Source organism: Streptomyces sp. NPDC051738 (genome assembly GCF_044453205.1).
In the GTDB taxonomy this organism is placed as follows: Bacteria; Actinomycetota; Actinomycetes; order Streptomycetales; family Streptomycetaceae; genus Streptomyces.
The window spans coordinates 47,808-68,081 of sequence record NZ_JBITCM010000004.1 but is presented as its reverse complement, the minus strand read 5'-3'; the positions used below and the strand labels follow the sequence as shown (position 1 = coordinate 68,081).

The 20,274-nt window shown below is 71.2% G+C and carries 19 protein-coding genes; 7 read left to right on the top strand and 12 right to left on the bottom strand.

Going from position 1 to position 20,274, the window contains the following annotated elements:
- Positions 1–18: 18 nt before the first annotated feature.
- From ACIA8X_RS10925 to mce, 7 genes are all read right to left on the bottom strand, one after another.
- On the bottom strand, positions 19–891 hold the full coding sequence (locus tag ACIA8X_RS10925; RefSeq protein ID WP_393448905.1) for an ABC transporter permease subunit: 873 nt from the start codon (positions 889–891) through the stop codon (positions 19–21).
- Positions 888–2,171, bottom strand: a complete 1,284-nt coding sequence (locus tag ACIA8X_RS10920; protein ID WP_399458216.1) for an ATP-binding cassette domain-containing protein — start codon at positions 2,169–2,171, stop codon at positions 888–890. The genes ACIA8X_RS10925 and ACIA8X_RS10920 overlap by 4 nt, the downstream gene beginning before the upstream one ends.
- Before the next feature lie 133 nt (positions 2,172–2,304).
- Positions 2,305–3,075: an ABC transporter permease gene (locus ACIA8X_RS10915; RefSeq protein ID WP_393448911.1), complete on the bottom strand. Its 771-nt coding sequence runs from the start codon at positions 3,073–3,075 to the stop codon at positions 2,305–2,307.
- Positions 3,076–3,077: 2 nt separating this feature from the next.
- On the bottom strand, positions 3,078–4,049 hold the full coding sequence (locus ACIA8X_RS10910) for an ATP-binding cassette domain-containing protein (protein ID WP_399458215.1): 972 nt from the start codon (positions 4,047–4,049) through the stop codon (positions 3,078–3,080).
- 86 nt (positions 4,050–4,135) lie between these two features.
- Positions 4,136–5,071, bottom strand: coding sequence for a cellulose-binding protein (locus tag ACIA8X_RS10905; RefSeq protein WP_093906566.1), 936 nt, complete (start codon positions 5,069–5,071; stop codon positions 4,136–4,138).
- Between the two features lie 183 nt (positions 5,072–5,254).
- Complete coding sequence (scy, locus tag ACIA8X_RS10900) at positions 5,255–9,103, bottom strand: polarized growth protein Scy (protein ID WP_399458214.1); 3,849 nt, start codon at positions 9,101–9,103, stop codon at positions 5,255–5,257.
- A gap of 233 nt (positions 9,104–9,336) precedes the next feature.
- Positions 9,337–9,777 (bottom strand): methylmalonyl-CoA epimerase, encoded by a 441-nt coding sequence (mce, locus tag ACIA8X_RS10895; RefSeq protein WP_059192301.1) that lies wholly within the window; start codon positions 9,775–9,777, stop codon positions 9,337–9,339.
- 149 nt (positions 9,778–9,926) lie between these two features.
- Here mce and ACIA8X_RS10890 point away from each other — a divergent pair, with 149 nt between their 5' ends.
- The 3 genes from ACIA8X_RS10890 to ACIA8X_RS10880 all read left to right on the top strand — a co-directional run bounded on the left by ACIA8X_RS10890 (position 9,927) and on the right by ACIA8X_RS10880 (position 13,694).
- Positions 9,927–11,129, top strand: a complete 1,203-nt coding sequence (locus tag ACIA8X_RS10890; RefSeq protein ID WP_393448920.1) for an acetyl-CoA C-acetyltransferase — start codon at positions 9,927–9,929, stop codon at positions 11,127–11,129.
- 34 nt (positions 11,130–11,163) lie between these two features.
- A complete protein-coding gene (gene meaB, locus ACIA8X_RS10885) occupies positions 11,164–12,120 on the top strand; it encodes a methylmalonyl Co-A mutase-associated GTPase MeaB (RefSeq protein ID WP_393448923.1) in 957 nt (318 codons plus the stop codon).
- Between the two features lie 170 nt (positions 12,121–12,290).
- Positions 12,291–13,694 carry an MFS transporter gene (locus ACIA8X_RS10880; protein ID WP_399458213.1) on the top strand — a complete coding sequence of 468 codons (1,404 nt, stop codon included), beginning with the start codon at positions 12,291–12,293 and terminating at the stop codon, positions 13,692–13,694.
- Here the strand turns inward: ACIA8X_RS10880 and ACIA8X_RS10875 are convergent.
- Positions 13,621–14,307 (bottom strand): PepSY domain-containing protein, encoded by a 687-nt coding sequence (locus ACIA8X_RS10875; protein WP_399458212.1) that lies wholly within the window; start codon positions 14,305–14,307, stop codon positions 13,621–13,623. The two genes, ACIA8X_RS10880 and ACIA8X_RS10875, sit on opposite strands and share 74 nt — an antisense overlap.
- A 141-nt stretch (positions 14,308–14,448) precedes the next feature.
- On the opposite strand from ACIA8X_RS10875, the gene ACIA8X_RS10870 reads away from it, so the two are divergent.
- Positions 14,449–15,117, top strand: coding sequence for a response regulator transcription factor (locus ACIA8X_RS10870; protein WP_393448932.1), 669 nt, complete (start codon positions 14,449–14,451; stop codon positions 15,115–15,117).
- Complete coding sequence (locus ACIA8X_RS10865; protein WP_393448935.1) at positions 15,114–16,547, top strand: sensor histidine kinase; 1,434 nt, start codon at positions 15,114–15,116, stop codon at positions 16,545–16,547. The genes ACIA8X_RS10870 and ACIA8X_RS10865 overlap by 4 nt, the downstream gene beginning before the upstream one ends.
- Positions 16,548–16,591: 44 nt before the next feature.
- On the opposite strand, the gene ACIA8X_RS10860 is transcribed toward ACIA8X_RS10865, so the two are convergent.
- The 4 genes from ACIA8X_RS10860 to ACIA8X_RS10845 all read right to left on the bottom strand — a co-directional run bounded on the left by ACIA8X_RS10860 (position 16,592) and on the right by ACIA8X_RS10845 (position 19,259).
- Positions 16,592–17,068 carry a MarR family winged helix-turn-helix transcriptional regulator gene (locus ACIA8X_RS10860; protein ID WP_393448938.1) on the bottom strand — a complete coding sequence of 159 codons (477 nt, stop codon included), beginning with the start codon at positions 17,066–17,068 and terminating at the stop codon, positions 16,592–16,594.
- Positions 17,069–17,180: 112 nt separating this feature from the next.
- Positions 17,181–17,978, bottom strand: a complete 798-nt coding sequence (locus ACIA8X_RS10855; protein WP_399458211.1) for an AIM24 family protein — start codon at positions 17,976–17,978, stop codon at positions 17,181–17,183.
- Positions 17,975–18,625, bottom strand: a complete 651-nt coding sequence (locus ACIA8X_RS10850; RefSeq protein WP_393448944.1) for an AIM24 family protein — start codon at positions 18,623–18,625, stop codon at positions 17,975–17,977. The genes ACIA8X_RS10855 and ACIA8X_RS10850 overlap by 4 nt, the downstream gene beginning before the upstream one ends.
- Position 18,626: 1 nt before the next feature.
- On the bottom strand, positions 18,627–19,259 hold the full coding sequence (locus ACIA8X_RS10845) for an AIM24 family protein (RefSeq protein WP_393449022.1): 633 nt from the start codon (positions 19,257–19,259) through the stop codon (positions 18,627–18,629).
- Between the two features lie 242 nt (positions 19,260–19,501).
- Between ACIA8X_RS10845 and ACIA8X_RS10840 the strand changes: the two genes are divergently transcribed.
- Together ACIA8X_RS10840 and ACIA8X_RS10835 are read left to right on the top strand one after the other, a co-directional pair.
- Complete coding sequence (locus tag ACIA8X_RS10840) at positions 19,502–19,846, top strand: DUF3817 domain-containing protein (protein ID WP_393448947.1); 345 nt, start codon at positions 19,502–19,504, stop codon at positions 19,844–19,846.
- Positions 19,843–20,139, top strand: a complete 297-nt coding sequence (locus tag ACIA8X_RS10835) for an MTH1187 family thiamine-binding protein (protein ID WP_393448950.1) — start codon at positions 19,843–19,845, stop codon at positions 20,137–20,139. The genes ACIA8X_RS10840 and ACIA8X_RS10835 overlap by 4 nt, the downstream gene beginning before the upstream one ends.
- Positions 20,140–20,274: the final 135 nt, after the last annotated feature.

Genomic DNA, 20,274 nt, shown 5'->3' with positions numbered 1-20,274 from the left:
TCCTGAGAGCCTGTGGACTTACACGTCCCGCTTCTCCAGTAGTGCGTAGGCGCCGGCGAACGCGGCGGCCGTCACGCCGAGCATGATCCACAGCGGGTCCCAGCCGGACGGGCCGGACTCGCTGAGGGACTGGGAGTAGAAGACACTGAGCTGGTTCGGGATCGAGTACTCGATCAGGGCCTGCTGGAGGTCCCGCAGCGACTCCGAGAACATGAACATCGCGATGACCAGCGGGGCCAGCACGACGCCGATCATGATGGTGATCGCGCCCGCCGAGTGCCGGATGATCGATCCGACGACCAGCGACAGCAGGCCGAGCAGCGCGATGAAGAGCGAGATGCCGACCGTGCCCTTCAGCCACTCCTCGCCGGACGGCTCCCGCGCGCCCTCCAGCATGGCCACGTCCGCGAGGGCGACCAGGACGGCCGACGACAGCGTCACCACGAACGCGACCGCGAAGAACACGATGGCCTTCGCCGCCAGCACCCGGCCACGGGTCGGGCACGCGGTCATCGTGGTGCGGATCATGCCGGTGCCGTACTCCGAGGCCGTGGTCAGCACGCCCAGCGTGATGATGCACATGCTGCCGAGCAGCAGCCCGAAGGAGCCGAACGCCAGCGGGTTCTCGCCCTCCAGGCCGGCCCCCTCGGAGTTGGCGGCGACCAGCGCGGCGGCCCCGAGGCCGATGCCGACGACGAGCAGCACGAACACGCCGAGCGTCCACATCGTGGAGCGCACCGACCGGATCTTCGTCCACTCGGAGGAGAGCGCGTGCCCGAGGTGCGTGCGCACGACGGGGATCGGCGAGGTGTAGGCGGGGTACGACGAGCCGGGCGCCGCCTGCCAGTTCGGTGCGGCGGTCTGCGGCATCGGGGGCTGGGGCGTGCTCATCGGGCGTCCTCGGGCTGGGTCGGGGCGGCAGGGGCGGAGGGAGCGGCGGTCGGCTCGGGGGCGAACGCGGGCGGCTGTGCGGGCGCCTGCTGCGGCGCGGGCGCGGCGGCGGCCTGCGGCACGGCGGACTGTCCCGGAGCCTGGCTGGGCGGCGTCTGGGGCGCCTGCTGGGCGTACGGGTTGGCCGTGCCCGCGTCGGGCGCGCCGTAGGGGCCGGCGGGCGCCCCCTGCGGCGGGGCGAACGGCTGCCCGCCCTGCTGGGGCGGCGGCGGGGCGTACCAGCCCGGCTGGCCCTGGCCGGGGACCGGCATCTGCGGCTGCGCGCCCGGCGGGAGCGGCTGCTGGAGCCCCTCCTTCTGGTCGGCCGTCGAGCGGTAGTCGACCGCGCCCTGCGTCATCCGCATGTACGCCTCCTCCAGCGAGGCCTGGTGCGGCGACAGCTCCCACAGCCGTACGTCGGTGTCGTGCGCGATGTCGCTGATGCGGGGGAGCGGCAGACCGGTCACCCGCAGCGCGCCGTCCTGCTCGGGCAGCACATGGCCGCCCGCCTCGGTGAGCGCGCCGGCCAGCTTCTCGCGCAGCTGCGGCTCGGTGTCCGGGGTGCGGACCCGGGCGAAGCCGGCCGAGTTCGCCGCGATGAAGTCCTGGACGCTCATGTCGGCGAGCAGCTGCCCGCGGCCGATCACGATCAGGTGGTCGGCGGTCAGCGCCATCTCGCTCATCAGGTGCGAGGAGACGAAGACGGTCCGGCCCTCGGCGGCCAGCGACTTCATCAGGTTGCGCACCCAGAGGATGCCCTCGGGGTCGAGGCCGTTGACCGGCTCGTCGAACAGCAGCACCTGAGGGTCGCCGAGCAGCGCGGCTGCGATGCCGAGCCGCTGGCCCATGCCGAGCGAGAAGCCCTTGGAGCGCCTCCTGGCCACGTCCTGGAGGCCGACCACGCCCAGCACCTCGTCCACGCGGCGGGCCGGGATGCCGGACAGCTGGGCGAGGGACAGCAGGTGGTTGCGGGCGGCCCGGCCGCCGTGCACCGCCTTGGCGTCCAGCAGGGCGCCGACCTGGCGGGGGGCGTTGGGCAGCCTGCGGTAGGGATAGCCGCCGATGGTGACATGGCCCGCGGTCGGGTTGTCCAGGCCGAGGATCATCCGCATCGTCGTCGACTTGCCCGAGCCGTTGGGGCCCAGGAAGCCGGTGACCGCACCGGGCCGCACCTGGAAGGACAGGTTGTACACAGCGGTCTTGTCGCCGTAACGCTTGGTCAGGCCGACTGCCTCGATCATGCTCCGCACCCATCGAAAGGTTCAGGACAGCGGGGCACACGCCCCCCGTAAGGGTTAGGAGGATACCGAGGCGCTGACGGTTCCACTCAAGAGCTGGTAAAACCTTGCGGCCCGGCGGCCACCCGGGAACCCCCTACGCGTCCCGCTTCTTGATCGTCACGTAGCCACCCACGATCGCCGCGATCACCCACAGCACCATGATCCCGAGCCCGCCCCAGGGGCCGTACGGCTTGTCGTCGTCGATCGGGGTGACCACCTGCATGATCCGGCTGCCCGCCTGGTCCGGCAGATACCGGCCGATCTTCTCGGTGGCCGAGACGTTGCCGAGAATGTTGGAGACCAGGAAGAAGAACGGCATCAGGATGCCCAGCGACAGCATCGGCGAGCGCAGCATCGCGGCGACGCCCATCGAGAACATCGCGATCAGGGTCATGTAGAGCCCGCCGCCGATCACCGCGCGCAGCACACCCGGGTCGCCGATCTCCGCCCGGTGCGCGCCGAGCATCGCCTGCCCGAGGAAGAACGCGACGAAGCTGGTGACCAGGCCGACGACGAGACAGAGGCCGGTGGCCACCGCGATCTTGCTGAACAGGAAGGTGCCGCGGCGTGGCACGGCGGCCAGTGAGGTGCGGATCATGCCGGTGCTGTACTCGTTCGAGACGACGAGCACCCCGAACACGATCATCGCGAGCTGACCGAGGCTCATCCCGGCGAAGCTGATGAAGGTCGGGTCGAAGGACAGCTGGTCGCCCCGGCTCATGCTGTCGAACTCGCTCTTCGACAGGGCGGCGATCAGCATGCCCAGGGCGATGGTGATCACCACGGCGAGCGAGAGCGTCCACACGGTGGAGGCGACGGAGCGGATCTTGGTCCACTCGGAGCGGATGACCTGGGTGGCTGCCATGTTCAGCTCCTCCTCCAGCCTTCGCCCCACGGCCGCTGCTCGGGGGGCGGCTGCGTGGGCGGCTGTGCCTCGGCGTGCGCGTAGTACTCCACCGACTCCGCGGTCAGCTGCATGAACGCCTCCTCAAGCGAGGCCTGTTGCGGGCTCAGCTCGTGCAGCACGACCCCGTGCCGCGCCGCCAGCTCCCCGATCTGCTCCGCCTTGCCGCCGTCCACTTCGAGCGTGCCGTTGCCCGTCTCCACGGCCGTGATCCCGGCCGTGTGCAGCACGTCGAGCAGCCGCTCCCGCTGCGGGGTGCGGATCCGGACGTACGACTTGGAGTTGCGCTCGATGAAGTCGGCCATGGTGGTGTCGGCGAGCAGCCGGCCCTGCCCGATGACGACGAGGTGGTCGGCGGTCAGCGCCATCTCGCTCATCAGGTGCGAGGAGACGAAGACCGTACGGCCCTGTGTGGCAAGGGACTTCATCAGGTTGCGGATCCAGTGGATGCCCTCGGGGTCGAGGCCGTTGACCGGCTCGTCGAACATCAGGATCCGGGGATCGCCGAGCAGCGCGCCCGCGATGCCGAGCCGTTGGCCCATGCCCATCGAGAAGCCCTTGGTCTTCTTGCGCGCGACCGTCGTGAGCCCCACCGTCTCCAGCACCTCGCGCACCCGCCGCTTCGCGATGCCGTTGCTCTGGGCGAGGCACAGCAGATGGTTGTAGGCGCTGCGCCCGCCGTGCCAGGCCTTGGCCTCCAGCAGGGCACCGATGTACGTCAGCGGGTCCTTGAGCTGGTCGTAGTGCTTGCCGTCGATGCGGACGTCGCCCGCGGTGGGGTGGTCGAGGCCGAGGATCATCCGCATCGTGGTGGACTTCCCGGCGCCGTTCGGGCCGAGGAAGCCCGTGACCATGCCCGGTCTGACGGTGAAGGTCAGGTTGTTGACCGCCACCTTCTCGCCGTACCGCTTGGTCAGCCCCTCTAGCTCGATCATGCCGCCCACGCTAAAACGGGACAAAGCCCTCTGCCACCCCAGTGGCAGAGGGCTTTGCCAAAATTCAGCAGACGTGCGCCGGATCGTTACCGGGTCTGCTGGGCGGGAACCCCACGGGAGATCGGCTCGTCCTCGGCCGGGGTGCCGGCGGCGGCCACCGCGGCGCCCGTGAGCGTCGCCAGCATCTCGCGGACGTTCGTCAGCTGAGCGTTGATGCTGTCGCGGCGGTTGGTGAGAGCCGCGAGCTCGCGCTCGGATTCCGAACGGATGCGGTCGGCCTTGGCGTTGGCGTCGGCCACGATGTCCTCGGCCTGGCGCTGGGCCGTCTCCACCGTCTGGCGGGCACGGCGCTCGGCGTCGGTGCGCAGCTTCTCCGCCTCCAGGCGCAGCTGCTCCGCCCGGTGCTCGATCTCGGCGAGGCGCTTCTCGGCCTTGGCCTGACGGGACGCCAGGTCGCGCTCGGACTGCTCGCGGCGCTTGGCGAGGTTCGTCTCGAAGTCGGCGGCGGCCTGCGCGGCCTTGGCGCGGGTCTCCTCGAAGAGGGCGTCGGCCTCCTCGCGCTTGGACTGAGCGTCCTTCTGCGCCTCGGCGCGCAGCTGGGAGGCGTCGCTCTTGGCCTTCTCGACGATCCGGACGCCCTCGTCCTCGGCCTTGGACTTGCGCTCCGCAGCGAACGATTCTGCGTCGTTGCGCACCTGCTGGGCCGCGGACTCGGCGAGCTCGCGGTGCTGCTCGGCAGCGCGGCGGGCCTCCTCGCGCAGATCCTTGGCCTCTTCCTCGGCGAGGCGGAGGATCTTCTCGACACGCGCGCCGAGTCCGGCGTACGACGGCTCGGCGTCGGTCACCTGGGCCTGGGCGTTCTGCGTTTCGAGGTGGAGCTCCTCGATGCGCTTTTCCAGAGCGGTGATGCGGGCCAGAGCGCTGTCGCGGTCGGAGACGAGCTTCGAGATGCGTTCGTCCACCTGCGCGCGGTCGTACCCACGCCGCACAAGCTCGAAGCCGTAGGGGGAAGTGTCGCTCATGGGGTTCCTGTCGAATGAGACCGGTGAGGTGATAGGTGGAATCCTAGGGGCCGAAGCGGTGTGTCATCGAGCGGATGCGTGTTTGATCTGGAGAATGACACCCCTTTTGGGTGGCTAACCTCAGGACTGCTTGCCAAAGATCTGGTCAAAGACCCCAGAAAACACCGCAGTCCGGTCTCTTGGCTAGCTGTCCGGCGACTTGCCACCCGATCGGGGGGCGCCCACTGTCGCACCGGCCTTGACCCCGCCATCCTTGCCGGCGGACGGTGCCTCGAAGGACTCCAACGCCTCCAGGACGTCCTGGACACGCGAGATCTCGGCGTTGATGTCCTCGCGCCGCCGCACCAGGACCTCCAGTTCGCGCTTGCCCTCCTCGACCGTGCGCCGGGCCTCGCGGATCGCCTCGGCCTTGAGCTCCTCGGCCTCGCGGATCAGCGTGGACCGCTTCTGCTCGGCCTCCTTAAGCAGGCCCTCGGCCTTCTTGACGGCGGCGATACGGACCTTGCCGGCCTCGGAGTTGGCCTCCGACACCAGCTCCTTGGCCTTCGCCTGCGCCTTGGCCATCTGCTCCTCGGCGGCCTTGATGAGCGCGTCGCAGCGGTCGCCGGTCGACTTCATCGTCTCGGCGATCTCCCGGCGGGCCCGGTCGTGCAGCGCCTCGACCTCGCCGGTGACACGGTCGCGGTGCTCCTCCGCCCGCTCCCTGATCGAGGTGGAGTCCCGGCGGGCGCCGACGAGCAGCTCGTCCGCGTCCGTACGGGCCTTCTCCACCAGCGAGTTGCCCTCGACCGTCGCCTCCGAGACGAGGCGGTCGGCCTCCGTGCGGGCGGCGCCCACCATGGTGTCGGCCTGCGCCTCGGCGTCCGCGGTCGTCTTGTGCGCCTGCTGCTGCGCCTCGGTGAGCAGCTTGTCGGCCTCGGCCGTGGTCTCGGAGATGAGCTTGTCGACCTGCTCGGCCACGTCCTGGCGACGCTTGCCCGCGTCCTTGCGGGCCTCGTCGAGGGTGCGCTCGGCCTCCTCGCGCGCCGCCGTGACGAGTCGCTCGGCCTCCGCCGCGGCCTCCGCCTTGACCCGCTCGGAGTCGCTGCGGACCCGCTCCGCGTGCTGCTGCGCCGACCCGACCGTCTCCGCGGCCTCGGCGCGCAGCCGCTCCGCGTCCGACGTGGCGTCCCCGACCAGCTTCTCGGCCTTGGCGCGCGCCTCGGTGCGCACCCGGTCGGCCTCGGTGACCGTCTCCGACTGGAGCCGCTCCGCCTCCGAACGCGCCTCGGTGATGAGGGTGTCGGCCTGCGTCGCCGCGTCCGAGCGGATCCGGTTGGCGTCCTCGCGGGCGTCCGCCCGGGTGCGCGACGCGGCCTGCTCGGCCTCGGCGACGGTCTCCGACGCATCCGTACGCACCCGCTGGGCGTGCTCGGCGGCGTCCGACCGCAGCCGCTCCGCCTCGGCGATCGCCTCCCCGACGGTGCGCTCGGCGAGGGACTTGGCGGCCTGGGACTCCTCGTTCGCCTCGCGGCGGATGCGGCCCGCGTCCTCGCTGGCCCGCTCCCGCTCGGCGTAGGCGTCGGAGCGGACCCGGTCCGCCTCCTCCTGGGCCTCCCGGCGGGTACGGTCCGCCGCATGCTCGGCCGCGTTGCGCAGCCCGGAGATCTCCTCCTGGGCCTGCTCGTGCAGCCCCGACACGGAGTCGCGGACCTGCTGGGCGTGCTGCTCGGCCGCCGACACCATCTCGGTGGCGCGCCGGTCGGCCTCCTCGACCAGCCGCACCGCCTCGGCCTGCGCGTCCTCCACCCGTTTACGGGCGGATGCCAGCAGCTCCTCGCTCTGCTCGCGGGCCCGCTCACGCTCCTGGTCGGCCTCCTGGCGGGCGGAGCCGAGGGTCTCCTCGGCCTCGCGGCGGCGCCGGGCGGCCTCCTCCTGTGCGGCGGCCAGCGTCTCGGACGCCTCGGTGCCGAGCCGCTCGGCGGCGGCCTGTGCCTCGGCCCGTACCCGATCGGCGGTGTCCTGGGCCTCCGACTTCAGCCGCTCGGCCTCGGCGGCGGCCTCCGACCGCAGGCGTACGGCGATGGCCTCGCCCTCGGCACGGGACGCGGACGCGTCGGACGCGGCCTCGTTGCGCAGCCGGTCGGCCTCCTCCTCGGCCTGCTGCTGCAGCGTACGGATCCGCTCGGCGGCCTCGGTGCGCAGCCGCTCGGTCTCCTCGGCTGCCTCGCGCCGGATGCGGGCGGCCTCCTCACGGGCGTCGCTGAGCGCCTCCTCGGCCGCCGCGAGCCGCTGCTCGGCCTCGGTGTGCAGCCGGGCCAGCTCCTCGGCGGCCTCCGCGCGGCGGGCCTCGACGCCGCGCTCGGTCTCCTCGCGCAGCTCACGGGCGGCCTGCTCGGCGTCGGACTTGATGCCCTCGGCCTGCTCGACGACCTCCTCGCGGTGCCGCTCGGCCTCCTGACGGGTGCGCTGGAGGGTCTCCTCGGCCTGGCGGCGCAGCGTCGTCGCGCGCTCGATGGCCTCGGTGCGGACCTTCTCGCTGTCCGTCGTGGCCTTCTGGCGCAGCTCGTCCGCGTCCTGCCGGGTCTTGGCGAGCAGCTCCTCGGCGGTCTTGGCCGCCTCCTCGATCTGCTGGACGGCCTCCTTGCGGGCCTCCGCACGGATCTTCTCGCCCTCGGCGACCGCGTCCGAGCGCAGCTGCTCGGCCTCGCCGCGCAGCCGGCGGGCCTCCTCCTGCAGCTCGACCGTCTTGGCGCGGTACTCCTTGGTGTCGTCCTTCGCCGAGCCCTTGAGCTGCTCGGCGATGTCATGCGCCTCCGCGCGCAGCCGGTCCGCCTCGGCCTCGGCCTCCGTGCGGATCCGCTCGGCCTCCTCGGCGGCGGCCTTGGTGGTGTTCTGCGCGTCCTCCTGCGCCTTGTTGAGGACGTCCTCGGCGGTCTTGGCCGCCTTCGACAGCTGGGTCGCGCTCTCCTCGGCGGTGATCGTGCGGGCCTTCTCGGCGGCCTCGGCGACGATCTTCTCGGCCTCGGCGCGCGCGTCGGCGACGACCTGCTCGGCGTCCGACTTGGTGGTCTCGGCCTCCTTGGTGGCCTCGCTGACCAGGCGGGCGACCTGCTCCTTCGCCGTACGCATGCGCTGCTCGTTGGCCGACTCGGCACTGGAGAGCGCCTTCTCGGCGGCCGTCGTGGCCTCGGCGACCAGCTTCTCGGCCTCGGCCTGCGCCTTGCGCAGCGCCTCCTCGGCCTCCGCCATGCGCTGCTCGGCGGCGCGGCTGAGTTCGGTGGCCTGGCGGCGGGCGCTGTCCGACTCGGTCGCCGTGGAGCTGCGCAGCTGCTCGGCGTGGTCGGTGGCCTCCTGGGCCTGCGTGGACGCGGCGTTCAGCAGCCGCTCGGCGTCCGTACGGGCCCGGAGCAGGATCTGCTCGGCCTCCGCCCGGGCCTCCTCGGCCGCACCCGTGAGGCGCTGGCGGGCCTCGCCGGTGAGCCGCTCGGCCTCGGCGCGCGCGGTCGCCATGGCCTGCTCGGCCTCGGCGCGGGACTCGTCCAGCAGACGGCGGGCCTGCGACTCACTGCGGGCGCGCAGCTGCTCGGCCCACGCCACGTTCTCGTTGACGTGCGACTCGACGGTCTGCCGTCGCTCGGCCAGCTCCTGGTCCAGCTGCTGGCGGCGGGTGACCGCCTCCTGGTGCAGCTCGGCCTGCAGGCGGGCCGCGTTCTCCGCGTGCTCCTGCAGGATGCGCTGGGTCTGCGCGCGGGCCTGGCTCAGCTCCCGCTCGGCGTCCTGGCGCAGCTGGTCCGCCTGGACCTGGGCGTTCCGCAGCAGCTGTTCGGCCTGATAGCCGATGTCACCGCCGTCGAAGGCCGGTCGGGACATGATGGTGCGCCGCGCCTCGTGCAACTTGGCGCGCAGCACCTCGACCTGGTAGCCGAGGTCCTCGGCGTGCTGAATCGCCTTTTCCCGCTCGGTCTTCAGCCGATCCATCTCGGCCTCGAACCGAGAGAGGTGGTCGACGTCAGCCGCCGGCTCTCGCTCCTGGCGTTCGTAGCCCCGCACTGCGCGGTCCCATCCGTCCCCTGGTCGCAAGTCTCTCCATACGAGCACCGTCCATCCGCCGAACGGGGCCCCCGGGGAATGGTGTCAGATCAACGGCGGAGCACGGGCTGTTGCCCCACCCTCGTCCCCCGAAACCCGGACCCCGGACGGTCCCACCGTCAGGACGGAGGGGCCGGGTCACCCTGGAGTGAGCGGCGACCGCCCCCAACCCTACCGGCCCATATGTACGAGGGTCAGTGCTCAGGTGACTCAACAGGCGCCGAAGTGACCAGTTCTGTCAGTACGCCGTGGCAATCCTTTGGGTGCAGGAAGGTGATTCGTGACCCCATGGAGCCGCGTCGGGGCTCTTCGTACAGAACGCGTACGCCCTTGTCCTTGATGTCGGCGGCATCAGCGTCGACATCCGCCGTACCGAAAGCGATGTGGTGGACACCCTCGCCGTTCTTGTCGAGCCACTTCGCGACGGTCGAATCCGGGCGCGTGGGTTCGAGAAGCTGCAGGTAGGAGGCGCCGCCGTCGGAGGTTTCGTTGATCTTGAGCATGGCCTCGCGGACGCCCTGCTCCTCGTTGACCTCGGAGTGGAACACCTCGAAGCCATAGGTGGCCCGATAGAACTCGACGGTCTTGTCGAGGTCGAAACAGGCGATCCCGATGTGGTCGATTCGCGTCAGCATGTTGTTCAGTGCAGCGCTCCCGAGGTGGTTACGCAACGTGCGCGCGATCACACCGACGGCCCGGTGACGGCACGGAGTGCCACTCAGTACATTCGAAGTAAACCCTCGTTCACTCCTCGGCTGTCCAAGCTGGAAGGGGATCGCACCTCATGTCTTCTGGAAACGGCACGACGTCCGTGATCGTCGCGGGTGCCCGCACCCCGATGGGGCGGCTGCTCGGCTCGCTGAAGTCCTTCTCCGGAGCCGACCTCGGCGGCTTCGCGATCAAGGCCGCCCTCGACCGTGCGGGGATCGGTGGCGACCAGGTGCAGTACGTGATCATGGGCCAGGTGCTGCAGGCCGGCGCGGGCCAGATCCCGGCACGCCAGGCGGCCGTGAAGGCCGGCATCCCGATGAGCGTCCCGGCGCTCACCATCAACAAGGTCTGTCTGTCCGGCCTCGACGCGATCGCCCTCGCGGACCAGCTGATCCGCGCCGGCGAGTTCGACGTGATCGTCGCGGGCGGTCAGGAGTCCATGACCAACGCCCCGCACCTGCTGCCGAAGTCCCGCGAGGGCTACAAGTACGGCGCGGTGCAGATGATCGACGCGATGGCGTACGACGGTCTGACCGACGCCTTCGAGAACATCGCCATGGGCGAGTCGACGGAGAAGCACAACACCCGCCTCGGCATCCTGCGCCCCGAGCAGGACGAGATCGCCGCCCTGTCCCACCAGCGCGCCGCCGCCGCGCAGAAGAACGCGATCTTCGAGGCGGAGATCACCCCGGTCGAGATCCCGCAGCGCAAGGGCGACCCGATCCTCTTCAGCAAGGACGAGGGCATCCGCGGCGACACCACCGCGGAGTCGCTCGGCAAGCTGCGCCCGGCCTTCTCGAAGGAGGGCACCATCACGGCGGGCTCGTCCTCGCAGATCTCCGACGGTGCCGCCGCGGTCGTCGTCATGAGCAAGGCCAAGGCGCAGGAGCTCGGCCTGGACTGGATCGCCGAGATCGGCGCCCACGGCAACGTCGCGGGCCCGGACAACAGCCTCCAGTCCCAGCCCTCCAACGCCATCCTGCACGCCCTGAAGAAGGAGGGCCTGGAGGTCTCCGACCTCGACCTGATCGAGATCAACGAGGCCTTCGCCGCCGTCGCGGTGCAGTCAATGAAGGACCTCGGAGTGTCCTCCGAAAAGGTGAACGTCAACGGTGGGGCCATCGCCCTGGGCCATCCGATCGGTATGTCGGGTGCGCGACTCGTCCTGCACCTGGCCCTGGAGCTGAAGCGGCGGGGCGGCGGGGTCGGCGCGGCCGCGCTGTGCGGTGGCGGCGGGCAGGGTGACGCGCTGATCGTGCGGGTACCCAAGGCCTGAACCCGCCGTACGTGACTCTCGGAACGGAGCTGTGATGCAGGACGTCTCCACGCTGGTGGCCCAGGCCAGGGAGGGCAGGCCGAGGGCTGTGGCCCGGCTGATCTCCCTGGTGGAGGGGGCGTCCCCGCAGCTGCGGGAGGTCATGGCGGCGCTCGCCCCGCTGACGGGCAACGCGTACGTCGTCGGCCTCACGGGCTCTCCGGGGGTGGGCAAGTCGACGTCCACCTCCGCCCTGGTGACCGCGTACCGCAAGCAGGGCAAGCGGGTCGGCGTCCTGGCCGTCGACCCGTCCTCGCCGTTCTCGGGCGGCGCTCTGCTCGGGGACCGCGTCCGGATGTCGGACCACGCCTCCGACCCCGGCGTCTACATCCGCTCGATGGCGACGCGCGGCCACCTCGGCGGCCTCGCGTGGGCCGCCCCGCAGGCGATCCGTGTGCTCGACGCGGCGGGGTGCGACGTGATCCTGGTCGAGACGGTCGGCGTCGGCCAGTCGGAGGTGGAGATCGCCTCCCAGGCCGACACCTCCGTCGTCCTGCTCGCCCCCGGCATGGGCGACGGCATCCAGGCGGCGAAGGCGGGCATCCTGGAGATCGGCGACGTGTACGTCGTCAACAAGGCCGACCGCGACGGCGCCGACGCCACCGCCCGCGAGCTCAACCACATGCTCGGCCTCGGCGAATCCCGCGGCCCCGGCGACTGGCGCCCGCCGATCGTCAAGACGGTCGCCGCCCGCGCCGAGGGCATCGACGAGGTCCTCGAAGCCCTGGAGAAGCACCGCGCCTGGATGGAGGAGCACGGAGTCCTGGCCGAACGCCGCCGCGCCCGCGCCGCCCGCGAGGTGGAGTCCATCGCCGTCACGGCCCTGCGCGAACGCATCGCCGACCTCCACGGCGACCGCCGCCTCGGCGCCCTGGCGGAGCGGATCGTCGCCGGGGAACTGGATCCCTACCGGGCGGCGGACGAACTGGTGGCGGGGCTGACGCGGACCTGAGGCCCGAGGGCCTCTACGTGGTCAACTCCCGCCCTCCGCTGCTAGGTTGACCCACATGTACCTCCTCTTGGCATAGGGCACGCCCTGCCCGCGCACGGTGAACGGCCGCTCGGCCGGGGCCGTCGCGGCGCTCGCGCGTTCCCTTTTCCGCCTCGAGTCGAGGAACCTCCGTGTCTTCCACGTCTGTGGTGCGGCCTTCGTATGCCGCCGTTCTCCGGATCCCCCATGCCCGCCGTACCTTCGCCGCCGCCCTGCTCGGCAGGCTGGCGTACGGCGTCGCCCCGTTGTCCGTGATGCTCGCCGTGGCCCGGGCCTCCGGGTCGTACGCGGTGGCGGGCATCGTCATCGCGCTGTTCTCCGGTGCCAGCGTCTTCCTGTCGCCCGCGAGGGCGGCCCTGATCGACCGGTACGGGCCGCGCCGGGCGCTCGTGCCGATGGTCGCGGCCCACACCTGCCTGCTCGGGCTGCTGGCGGCGCTCGTCTGGCGGCCGGGTGCCTCGCCGTTCGTCCTCGGGGCCGCCGGCGCCCTCGCCGGGGCCTGCACTCCGCCGCTCGGGCCCACCATGCGGGCGGTGTGGGGGCGGCTGGCCCCCGAGCGGGCGCTGATGCAGCGGGCCTACAGTCTCGACGCCGTGGCCGAGGAACTGCTCTTCGTCTCGGGGCCGTTGCTGGTGGGCGTGCTCGTCGGCTTCGCTCCGCCGGCGGTCGGTGTGCTCCTCGGTGCTGCCCTCATGGTCGTCGGGACCGCCGGGTTCGTGTCCTCGCCCGTGGTGCGGGCGGTGCCGGCCGGCGGGCGCGAGGCGGGGCCGCGTACGGCCGGGCGGCGAGTGCTGCGCGGGCTCGGGCGGCCGGTGATCGCCGCCGCCGGGGTCGGCCTCGCGCTGGGCGTCGTCGATCTGCTGGTCGTGGCCTTCGCCGAGGCGCACGGTCACGGCGGTGGCAGTGCGGCCGCCTGGGTGCTGGCCGCCCTGTCCGCCGGAAGCGCCGTCGGCGGGCTGCTCAACGGGGCCGTCGCGTGGCGGGCCTCCGCCGGGACTCGGCTGGCCGGGCAGGCGGCCGGACTGGGTCTTGCGTTGTGCGGCGCCGGGCTGGCGCAGGGGCTGGGCACCCTGGCCGTGGCGGTCGCGGTCGCCGGGGTCTTCGTCGCCCCGTTGATCACCACCGCGTATCTCATCGCCGACGAGACGGCCGCGCCCGAGGCCCGGGTCCAGGCCGGGGCCTGGGTCAACACCGCGGTCAACGCGGGCAGTACGGCCGGTGCCGCGACGGCCGGTGTGCTGGTCGGGTGGCTGCCGGCGGCGATGTGCTTCGCGCTGGCCGGTGCCGTGATGCTGCTGACCGCCCTGGCCGTGGCATGCGGTGCGGGACCCGGCGGTCAGGGCGGACGCCGACCTGGACGGCGACCGTGCCGCGCTCGCGGTCCAGCTCGACCTGACGCCGGCGAAAGAAACGAAAGAGGGGTACCGGACATCCCGTACCCCTCGTGTGAACGGTCCGACGTCAGTCGTCGGCGCCGTCGCGGTCGTCCTGACCGTCCCGGTCGTCCTGGTCCTGGGTGGCCTTGCCCGTCTTGAGGTCGACCTTCCACTCGCCCTTCGCGGTCTCCACGCTCCAGGCGGCGGGGCCGTCGTCGTCCAGGTCGACGTCGGTGACGGCGCCCTTCGCGGCGGCGGCCCGCGCGGCCTCGCGGGCGTCCACGCTCGCGCCCTTCAGCGCGGCGAGGTCCTCGCGGCCGTCGTTGTCGTCGTCGGCGTCGCGCTGGGCGCCGAGGACCTTGCCGTTGTCCGCGGAGACCCGGACGTCGTAGTCGGCGCCGTCGCCCTTGACGACGTTGACCTCCCAGACGTTCGAGCCGTCGTCGTCCAGGTCGGCGGCGACGGCCGTGCCCGGCGTGTGCTTCAGCGCGGCGGCGATGGCGTCGGCGGCGGTGACCTTGGCCGAGGTGACCTTGGCGGCGGCGGCCTCCGAACGGATCTCGGTGACGTCGTCGTCCCGGTCATCGGCGGTGTCGTCCGCCTTGTCCTCGGCGCCGTCCTCCGCGCTGTCGTCCCGGTCGTCGGCGACCCGCACGTTCGACTGCTGCCGCGTGGGCGCGCTCTCGTCGCCACCGACCGCGTAGGCCGCGACGGTGCCGCCTCCGATCAGGGCCGCGGCGGCGACGGTGGCGATGACGATGTTGCGCTTCATTTCCGGTTCCTCCCGAGGTAATTCACTTCGCGTCGTTTCGTGTCTCTTCGCTTCGACGGGAACCAATCTGCCGAACCGACGCTGAGAGGAACCTGAAGCCCCCTGAAGAGATCTTCAGCTTCGCTTTGCGAACCTTTACGCATGCGCCTGTTGATCGTGGAGGACGAGAAGCGGCTGGCCCTGTCGCTCGCCAAGGGCCTGACCGCCGAGGGATACGCCGTGGACGTCGTCCACGACGGCCGTGAGGGGCTGTACCGCGCCTCGGAGGGGTCGTACGACCTCGTGATCCTCGACATCATGCTGCCCGGCATGAACGGCTACCGCGTCTGCGCCGCCCTGCGCGCCGCCGGCCACGAGGTGCCGATCCTGATGCTCACCGCCAAGGACGGCGAGTACGACGAGGCCGAGGGGCTGGACACCGGTGCCGACGACTACCTCACCAAGCCGTTCTCGTACGTCGTCCTCGTGGCCCGCGTCAAGGCGCTGCTGCGGCGCGGCGGCCAGGGCGCCGGGGCCTCTCCCGTGCACGTCCACGGTGATCTGAAGGTCGACACCGCCGCCCGCCGGGTCTTCCTCGGCGACGACGAAGTGACCCTCACCGCCAAGGAGTTCGCGGTCCTGGAGCAGTTCGTGCTGCGGGCCGGCGAGGTGGTGTCCAAGTCCGAGATCCTGGAGCACGTCTGGGACTTCGCGTACGAGGGCGATCCGAACATCGTCGAGGTGTACGTCAGCACCCTGCGGCGCAAGCTGCGCGCCGGGCTCATCCGGACGGTGCGGGGCGCCGGGTACCGGCTGGAGAAAGAACGATGAGCAGGCTCTTCGGTTCGGTACGGTCGCGGGCCACGCTCGGCGCCACCCTCGTCGTCGCCGTGGCGCTGGTCGCGGCGGGGGCGGCGGTGCTGCTGTCGCTACGGTCCAATCTGATCGACCAGGCGGGCAACGAGGCGGAACGCTCGGCGCAGAACGTCGTCGCCCAGCTCGCCGCCGGGAAGGCCTACGGCCAGCTGGACATGGACGACGACAGTCCGGTCCAGGTCGTCGACGAGAACAACACGCTGGTCGCGGCCAGTGACGACCTGCAGCGGATCAGCGGCACGGCCACCGACGCGGTGAAGCCGCAGGCACGGACGGGCGGTACGGGGACGACCGGCACGGGCGGCACGGGCGGCGAGGACGCCGATGACGACGCCGACGACCACACCGCCCAGGACGCCGGCGAGATCGGCGAGGGGACCGACTTCACCGACGGCTCCGCGACGATCGACGGCGAGACCGCCGACTACCGTTTCGCCGCCGTCCCGGTGGAGGCCGGCGACAGGGGGCAGCTCACCGTCTATGCGGGTGGCTCGCTGGACGCCGAACAGAGCGCCGTGAACAGCGCGCTGACCGTCATGCTGATCGGCTTCCCGCTGCTGCTCGGCGTCGTCGGGGCCGTGACCTGGCTGGTCACCCGGCGCGCCCTGCGCCCGGTCGAGGGCATCCGGCGCGAGATGGCCACGATCACCGCGTCCCAGGACCTCGCCCGGCGTGTGCCGGAGCCGGACACCCACGACGAGGTGGCCAGGCTCGCCCGCACCACCAACGAGACGCTGGCCGCGCTGCAGTCCTCCGTGGAACAGCAGCGCCGTTTCGTCGCCGACGCCTCCCACGAGCTGCGCAGCCCGATCGCCTCCCTGCGCACCCAGTTGGAAGTGGCCGCCGCGCACCCCGAGTTGCTCGACCTCGACGGTGCCGTGGAGGACACCGTACGACTGCAGGGACTCGCGGCCGACCTGCTGCTCCTTGCCCGCCTGGACGCGGGCGAGCGGCCCGGTGACACGCGGTTCGACCTCGGGGCGCTGGCCCGTCGGGAGGCCGAGGGGCGGGCGGGCGTGACGGTTCAGACGCAGGGCGTGGAGGTGGCCGGGTCGCGGGGGCAGGTGGGCCGGGTGCTCACGAACCTGCTGGACAACGCCCAGCGGCACGCCCGCTCGGCGGTCACCGTGACCGTGCGCGGGGACGGTGCCTGGGCGGTCGTGGCCGTCGCCGACGACGGGGACGGGGTGGCCGAGGCCGACCGGGAGCGGATCTTCGAGCGGTTCGTCCGGCTGGACGAGGCTCGCAGCCGGGACGACGGCGGCGCCGGGCTGGGCCTGGCCATCGCCCGCGACGTCGCCGTGCGGCACGGGGGCACGCTCACCGTGGGCCGGGCACCGGCGGGCGGAGCCCTGTTCGAACTCCGCCTGCGGCAGGAGAGGTAGGGCCTGTCCGGCGGATCAGGCCCTGGGCGCCGGTTCGGCCCGGTTTACGGGCGTCCGCGCTGGCCGCGCAGGTGCTCGGCGATCGGCTTGAGGCCCTTGTCGAGCTCGGTCAGGGACTCGGGGGCCATGAGGTCGATGAAGTGCCTCCGCACAGACGCCACATGATGGGGCGCGACCTTCTTCATCGTCTCCATGCCGTGGTCGGTGAGGACCGCGTAGAGCCCGCGGCGGTCGGACTCGCAGTTCTCACGCCGGACCAGGTTCGCGTTCTCCATCCGGGTGATCTGGTGGGAGAGGCGGCTCTTGGACTGGAGGGTGGCCGACGCGAGGTCGCTCATCCGCATCCGTACGTCCTCCGACTCGGAGAGGTTCACCAGGATCTCGTAGTCGTTCATCGTCAGGCCGAACGGCTGAAGGTCTTTTTCGAGCTGGTAGCTCAACAGCCTGTTGACCTCCAGGTGGGTGCGCCAGGCGCACTGCTCCGCATCGGTCAGCCAGCGGGTGGCCGTCTCGGTCTCCATGAATGAAGTCTACCTAAGAAGTTGAAAGGCGAACTAGTGAGGGTTTTCTATGACACGTCTGTGTGAACTCTGTTTGCTCACACGTTCGATGTCACACTCCGCAGACTACCGCTCACAGCCCGAAGCGACGCTGGAGGTCCCCCAGCTGTCCGGGAAGGCGCGGTGCCCCGGCCACTTGTGAAGGGCCTGTGTGCGACCCGCCGGAACCGGGCACTCCGGGCTCCGACGGAACCGCCCCCGTGGCCTGGTCGGCCATCAGGGTCTCGGTCGACTGGAGCAGCACCGTGCCGGCTCCGACGAACTCGAACTGATGCTCCTCTCCGGAGGCCCCGCCGAGGCCTGTCAGTGCACGTAGACCGCCCATCACGCCGGTCATGTAGCCATGGTCGTAGTGGTGGCACGGCGACGGGCAGTCGGCCCAGCCGACGAGCGCCTGCGGGTCCACCCGGATCGGGGGTTCCATGAACACCACCGGACCGTTAGATGCGGCCACGAACTTTCCGGTTCCGATGAGGGTCAGAAAACCCGGCACGATCGATTGCTTGAGCGCGAGACTTGGCTGAAAAGCGAGCAGGTTGCCCGAGCGAATGGTCAGGTTGCCGTCTTCGAGGTCGTACGAATTGACGTCGAAGGCCCGGTCGGCCAGCAGCATCTTGCCCGAGCCCGCCGCGACGACCCAGTCGCTCGCGTGCAGAGGCGAATGGAAGGACGTACGGACAAGTCCGTCGAGTCGGCCGTGCCCGATGCCGTTGAACTCCATCGAGCCGTAGTAGGCGATCATCTTCCCCTTCTGCAGGAACCACTGGCTCCCCTTGAGCTCCACGCAGAAGGTGTAGGCGTTGACGTTGTCGTCGGCGGGCAGGGTCATGGGGTCGTACACGGTGGGACCCGCACCCGGGTAGTGGCTCACAGCTTTTCCTCCGACGCCTGGACGTACACCGCACCGCTGCCGCTGAGCTCCAGCTGGAAGGCCTCGCCGGAGCCCCGGCCCACCATGTCGCGCCAGCCCAGCGCGGTGGACAGCTTGTTGCGTACGTCGCCGTGGTGGGCGACGTAGGCCTGGGGGTCGACGTGGACGGGGCGCTGCGGGGTGATGGGGATCTCGAAGACGCCGCCGTGGGCCATGACGGCCACGGACCCGTGCCCCTTGAGGGTGGTCGTGAACAGCCCCTGCCCGCTGATCTGCCCCCGGACCATGCCCATGACCCCGCCCTGCGAGCCGAGGAACATCGTGCCCTGCTGGAGCGTGCCCTCGAAGGCGAGGAGGCGGTCGGCCTCGACGCACAGGGTGTCGCCGGTGAGGTTGATCACCTGGACGTGGTGGCCGCCGTGCCCGAAGAGCACGGTGCCGCTGCCCTCGACCGTCATCAGCGGGGTGTCCTCGTTCGCCACCCGGCGCCCGAGCATCGACACGATCCCGCCCTGCCCGCCGGCCGTGTTGGGGGTGAAGGACACCTCGCCCTTGTAGGCGAGCATCGCGCCGCGCTGGCTGAACAGCCGCTGGCCGGGCATGACCGTCGCCTCGACCATCTTGGAGTTGATCTCGCGGAAGCCCATGTCACACGTCCCCCGCGATCGTGTTCCGCTCGCTCGGCTGTACGTACACCAGCCCGTCCCCCTCGAAGCGGATCTGGAAGGCCTCGCCGCCGCCCTCGCCCATGAGCGTGCGGAACGTCACACCGGACTGGAAGGACTGCCGCAGGTTTCCCTGATGGGCCACATACGCCCCCGGGTCGACGGTCAGCGGATACTGCGCGCTGACCCGCAGCACCACGGCCGGTCCGTCCGACATGATCGCCGCCTGGCCGTGCCCCTCGACGGTCGTCGTGAACAGCCCATTGCCCTGCGAGGCGCCGCGCATGCCCGTGAAGGACGTGCCGGTGCGCAGCCCCCCGTCGGTCGCGAGCAGGTTGCTCGACTCGACGTAGAGCTTGTCGCCCTGGAGGCCGACGAGGTTGATCTCGGAGGCGCGGTCCGCGAACCAGCACGTCCCGTGCCCCTTCACCTCCATCAGCGTCATCTGCTCGCCGGTGAGGCGCCGGGTCACCATGCCCCGCAGACCCTCACCGCCGCCGCTCATCTTCTTGAAGTCCATTTGCCCGTCGTACGCGACCATCGAGCCGTTCTTCGCCTTCACGGCGTCCCCGGTCATGTCGACGGCGAGCACCTTGCTGCCCTGAAGTCGGAACATCGCCACGCAGCGAAGGTAACCGTCGGGGCGTCCCGCCAACAGATCCCCAAGGCTGACTTCACCCCTGACGGGCCCCTTAGGCGCCGCTCATCCGGACTCGTCCCGGCGCAGCCGGGAGCTGCGACCCCGGGGCCGAACCGGCGTCCGGGGTTTGCCACAATGGACAAGCGTTTGTGCTTGCGTTCACAAGCTGAGCTGAGCCGACCGACGTCTCACCCACCGAACCCACCCGAAGGTGACCCGTGGACATCAAGACCGCCACCGCCCTCCGCCGCCTCCGTCTCGTCTCGGCCCCCGAGGCGGTCTCGTTCCTGCTCCTGCTCGTCTGCTCGGTGCTGAAGCGGACCACGGACTTCAACGCGGTGCCCGCGATGGGCATGATCCACGGCGTTCTCTTCATCCTGTACGTGATCTTCTGGGCGGACGCCTGGAACCGCACCAAGTGGCCGCTGAAGACCGCCGCGCTCTACTTCGTCCTCTCCGTCCTCCCGACCGGCGGCTTCTTCGCCGAGCGCAAGCTCAAGCGCGAGGCCGAGGACGCGGTCATCGCCGCCCGCGCCCGCAGGGAAGGCAAGGTCAACGCATGATCGTCGCCTTCTCCGTGACGCCGCTCGGCGTCGGCGAGGACGTGGGGGAGTACGTCGCCGACGCCGTCCGAGTGGTCCGCGAGTCGGGCCTGCCCCACCGCACCGACGCGATGTTCACGTCCATCGAGGGCGACAGCTGGGACGAGGTCATGGACGTCGTCAAGCGGGCCGTCGCCGCCGTCGAGGCGCGGGCGCCGCGGGTGTCGCTGGTGCTCAAGGCGGACATCAGGCCCGGCGTGAGTGACGGTCTCACCTCCAAGGTGGAGACCGTGGAGCGGCATCTGGCCGAATAGCCGCCGCCTGGACGACGACGCGGCGGGGGGGGGGGGCGGGGCGGGGCCGCCCCCCCCCCCCCCGGGCCGGCGCCCAAAACACACCGCGGGCCCGGGGAAATGGCCGCGACACCCCCCCCCCCCCCCCCCCCGGGC

What these genes read in the sequence shown, in the direction of transcription:
- ACIA8X_RS10925 (WP_393448905.1), bottom strand. Translation starts at nt 891, where the DNA reads ATGAGCACGCCCCAGCCCCCGATGCCGCAGACCGCCGCACCGAACTGG.
- ACIA8X_RS10920 (WP_399458216.1), bottom strand. Translation starts at nt 2,171, where the DNA reads ATGATCGAGGCAGTCGGCCTGACCAAGCGTTACGGCGACAAGACCGCT.
- ACIA8X_RS10915 (WP_393448911.1), bottom strand. Translation starts at nt 3,075, where the DNA reads ATGGCAGCCACCCAGGTCATCCGCTCCGAGTGGACCAAGATCCGCTCC.
- ACIA8X_RS10910 (WP_399458215.1), bottom strand. Translation starts at nt 4,049, where the DNA reads ATGATCGAGCTAGAGGGGCTGACCAAGCGGTACGGCGAGAAGGTGGCG.
- ACIA8X_RS10905 (WP_093906566.1), bottom strand. Translation starts at nt 5,071, where the DNA reads ATGAGCGACACTTCCCCCTACGGCTTCGAGCTTGTGCGGCGTGGGTAC.
- mce (WP_059192301.1), bottom strand. Translation starts at nt 9,777, where the DNA reads ATGCTGACGCGAATCGACCACATCGGGATCGCCTGTTTCGACCTCGAC.
- ACIA8X_RS10890 (WP_393448920.1), top strand. Translation starts at nt 9,927, where the DNA reads ATGTCTTCTGGAAACGGCACGACGTCCGTGATCGTCGCGGGTGCCCGC.
- meaB (WP_393448923.1), top strand. Translation starts at nt 11,164, where the DNA reads ATGCAGGACGTCTCCACGCTGGTGGCCCAGGCCAGGGAGGGCAGGCCG.
- ACIA8X_RS10875 (WP_399458212.1), bottom strand. Translation starts at nt 14,307, where the DNA reads ATGAAGCGCAACATCGTCATCGCCACCGTCGCCGCCGCGGCCCTGATC.
- ACIA8X_RS10870 (WP_393448932.1), top strand. Translation starts at nt 14,449, where the DNA reads ATGCGCCTGTTGATCGTGGAGGACGAGAAGCGGCTGGCCCTGTCGCTC.
- ACIA8X_RS10865 (WP_393448935.1), top strand. Translation starts at nt 15,114, where the DNA reads ATGAGCAGGCTCTTCGGTTCGGTACGGTCGCGGGCCACGCTCGGCGCC.
- ACIA8X_RS10860 (WP_393448938.1), bottom strand. Translation starts at nt 17,068, where the DNA reads ATGGAGACCGAGACGGCCACCCGCTGGCTGACCGATGCGGAGCAGTGC.
- ACIA8X_RS10850 (WP_393448944.1), bottom strand. Translation starts at nt 18,625, where the DNA reads ATGGGCTTCCGCGAGATCAACTCCAAGATGGTCGAGGCGACGGTCATG.
- ACIA8X_RS10845 (WP_393449022.1), bottom strand. Translation starts at nt 19,259, where the DNA reads ATGTTCCGACTTCAGGGCAGCAAGGTGCTCGCCGTCGACATGACCGGG.
- ACIA8X_RS10835 (WP_393448950.1), top strand. Translation starts at nt 19,843, where the DNA reads ATGATCGTCGCCTTCTCCGTGACGCCGCTCGGCGTCGGCGAGGACGTG.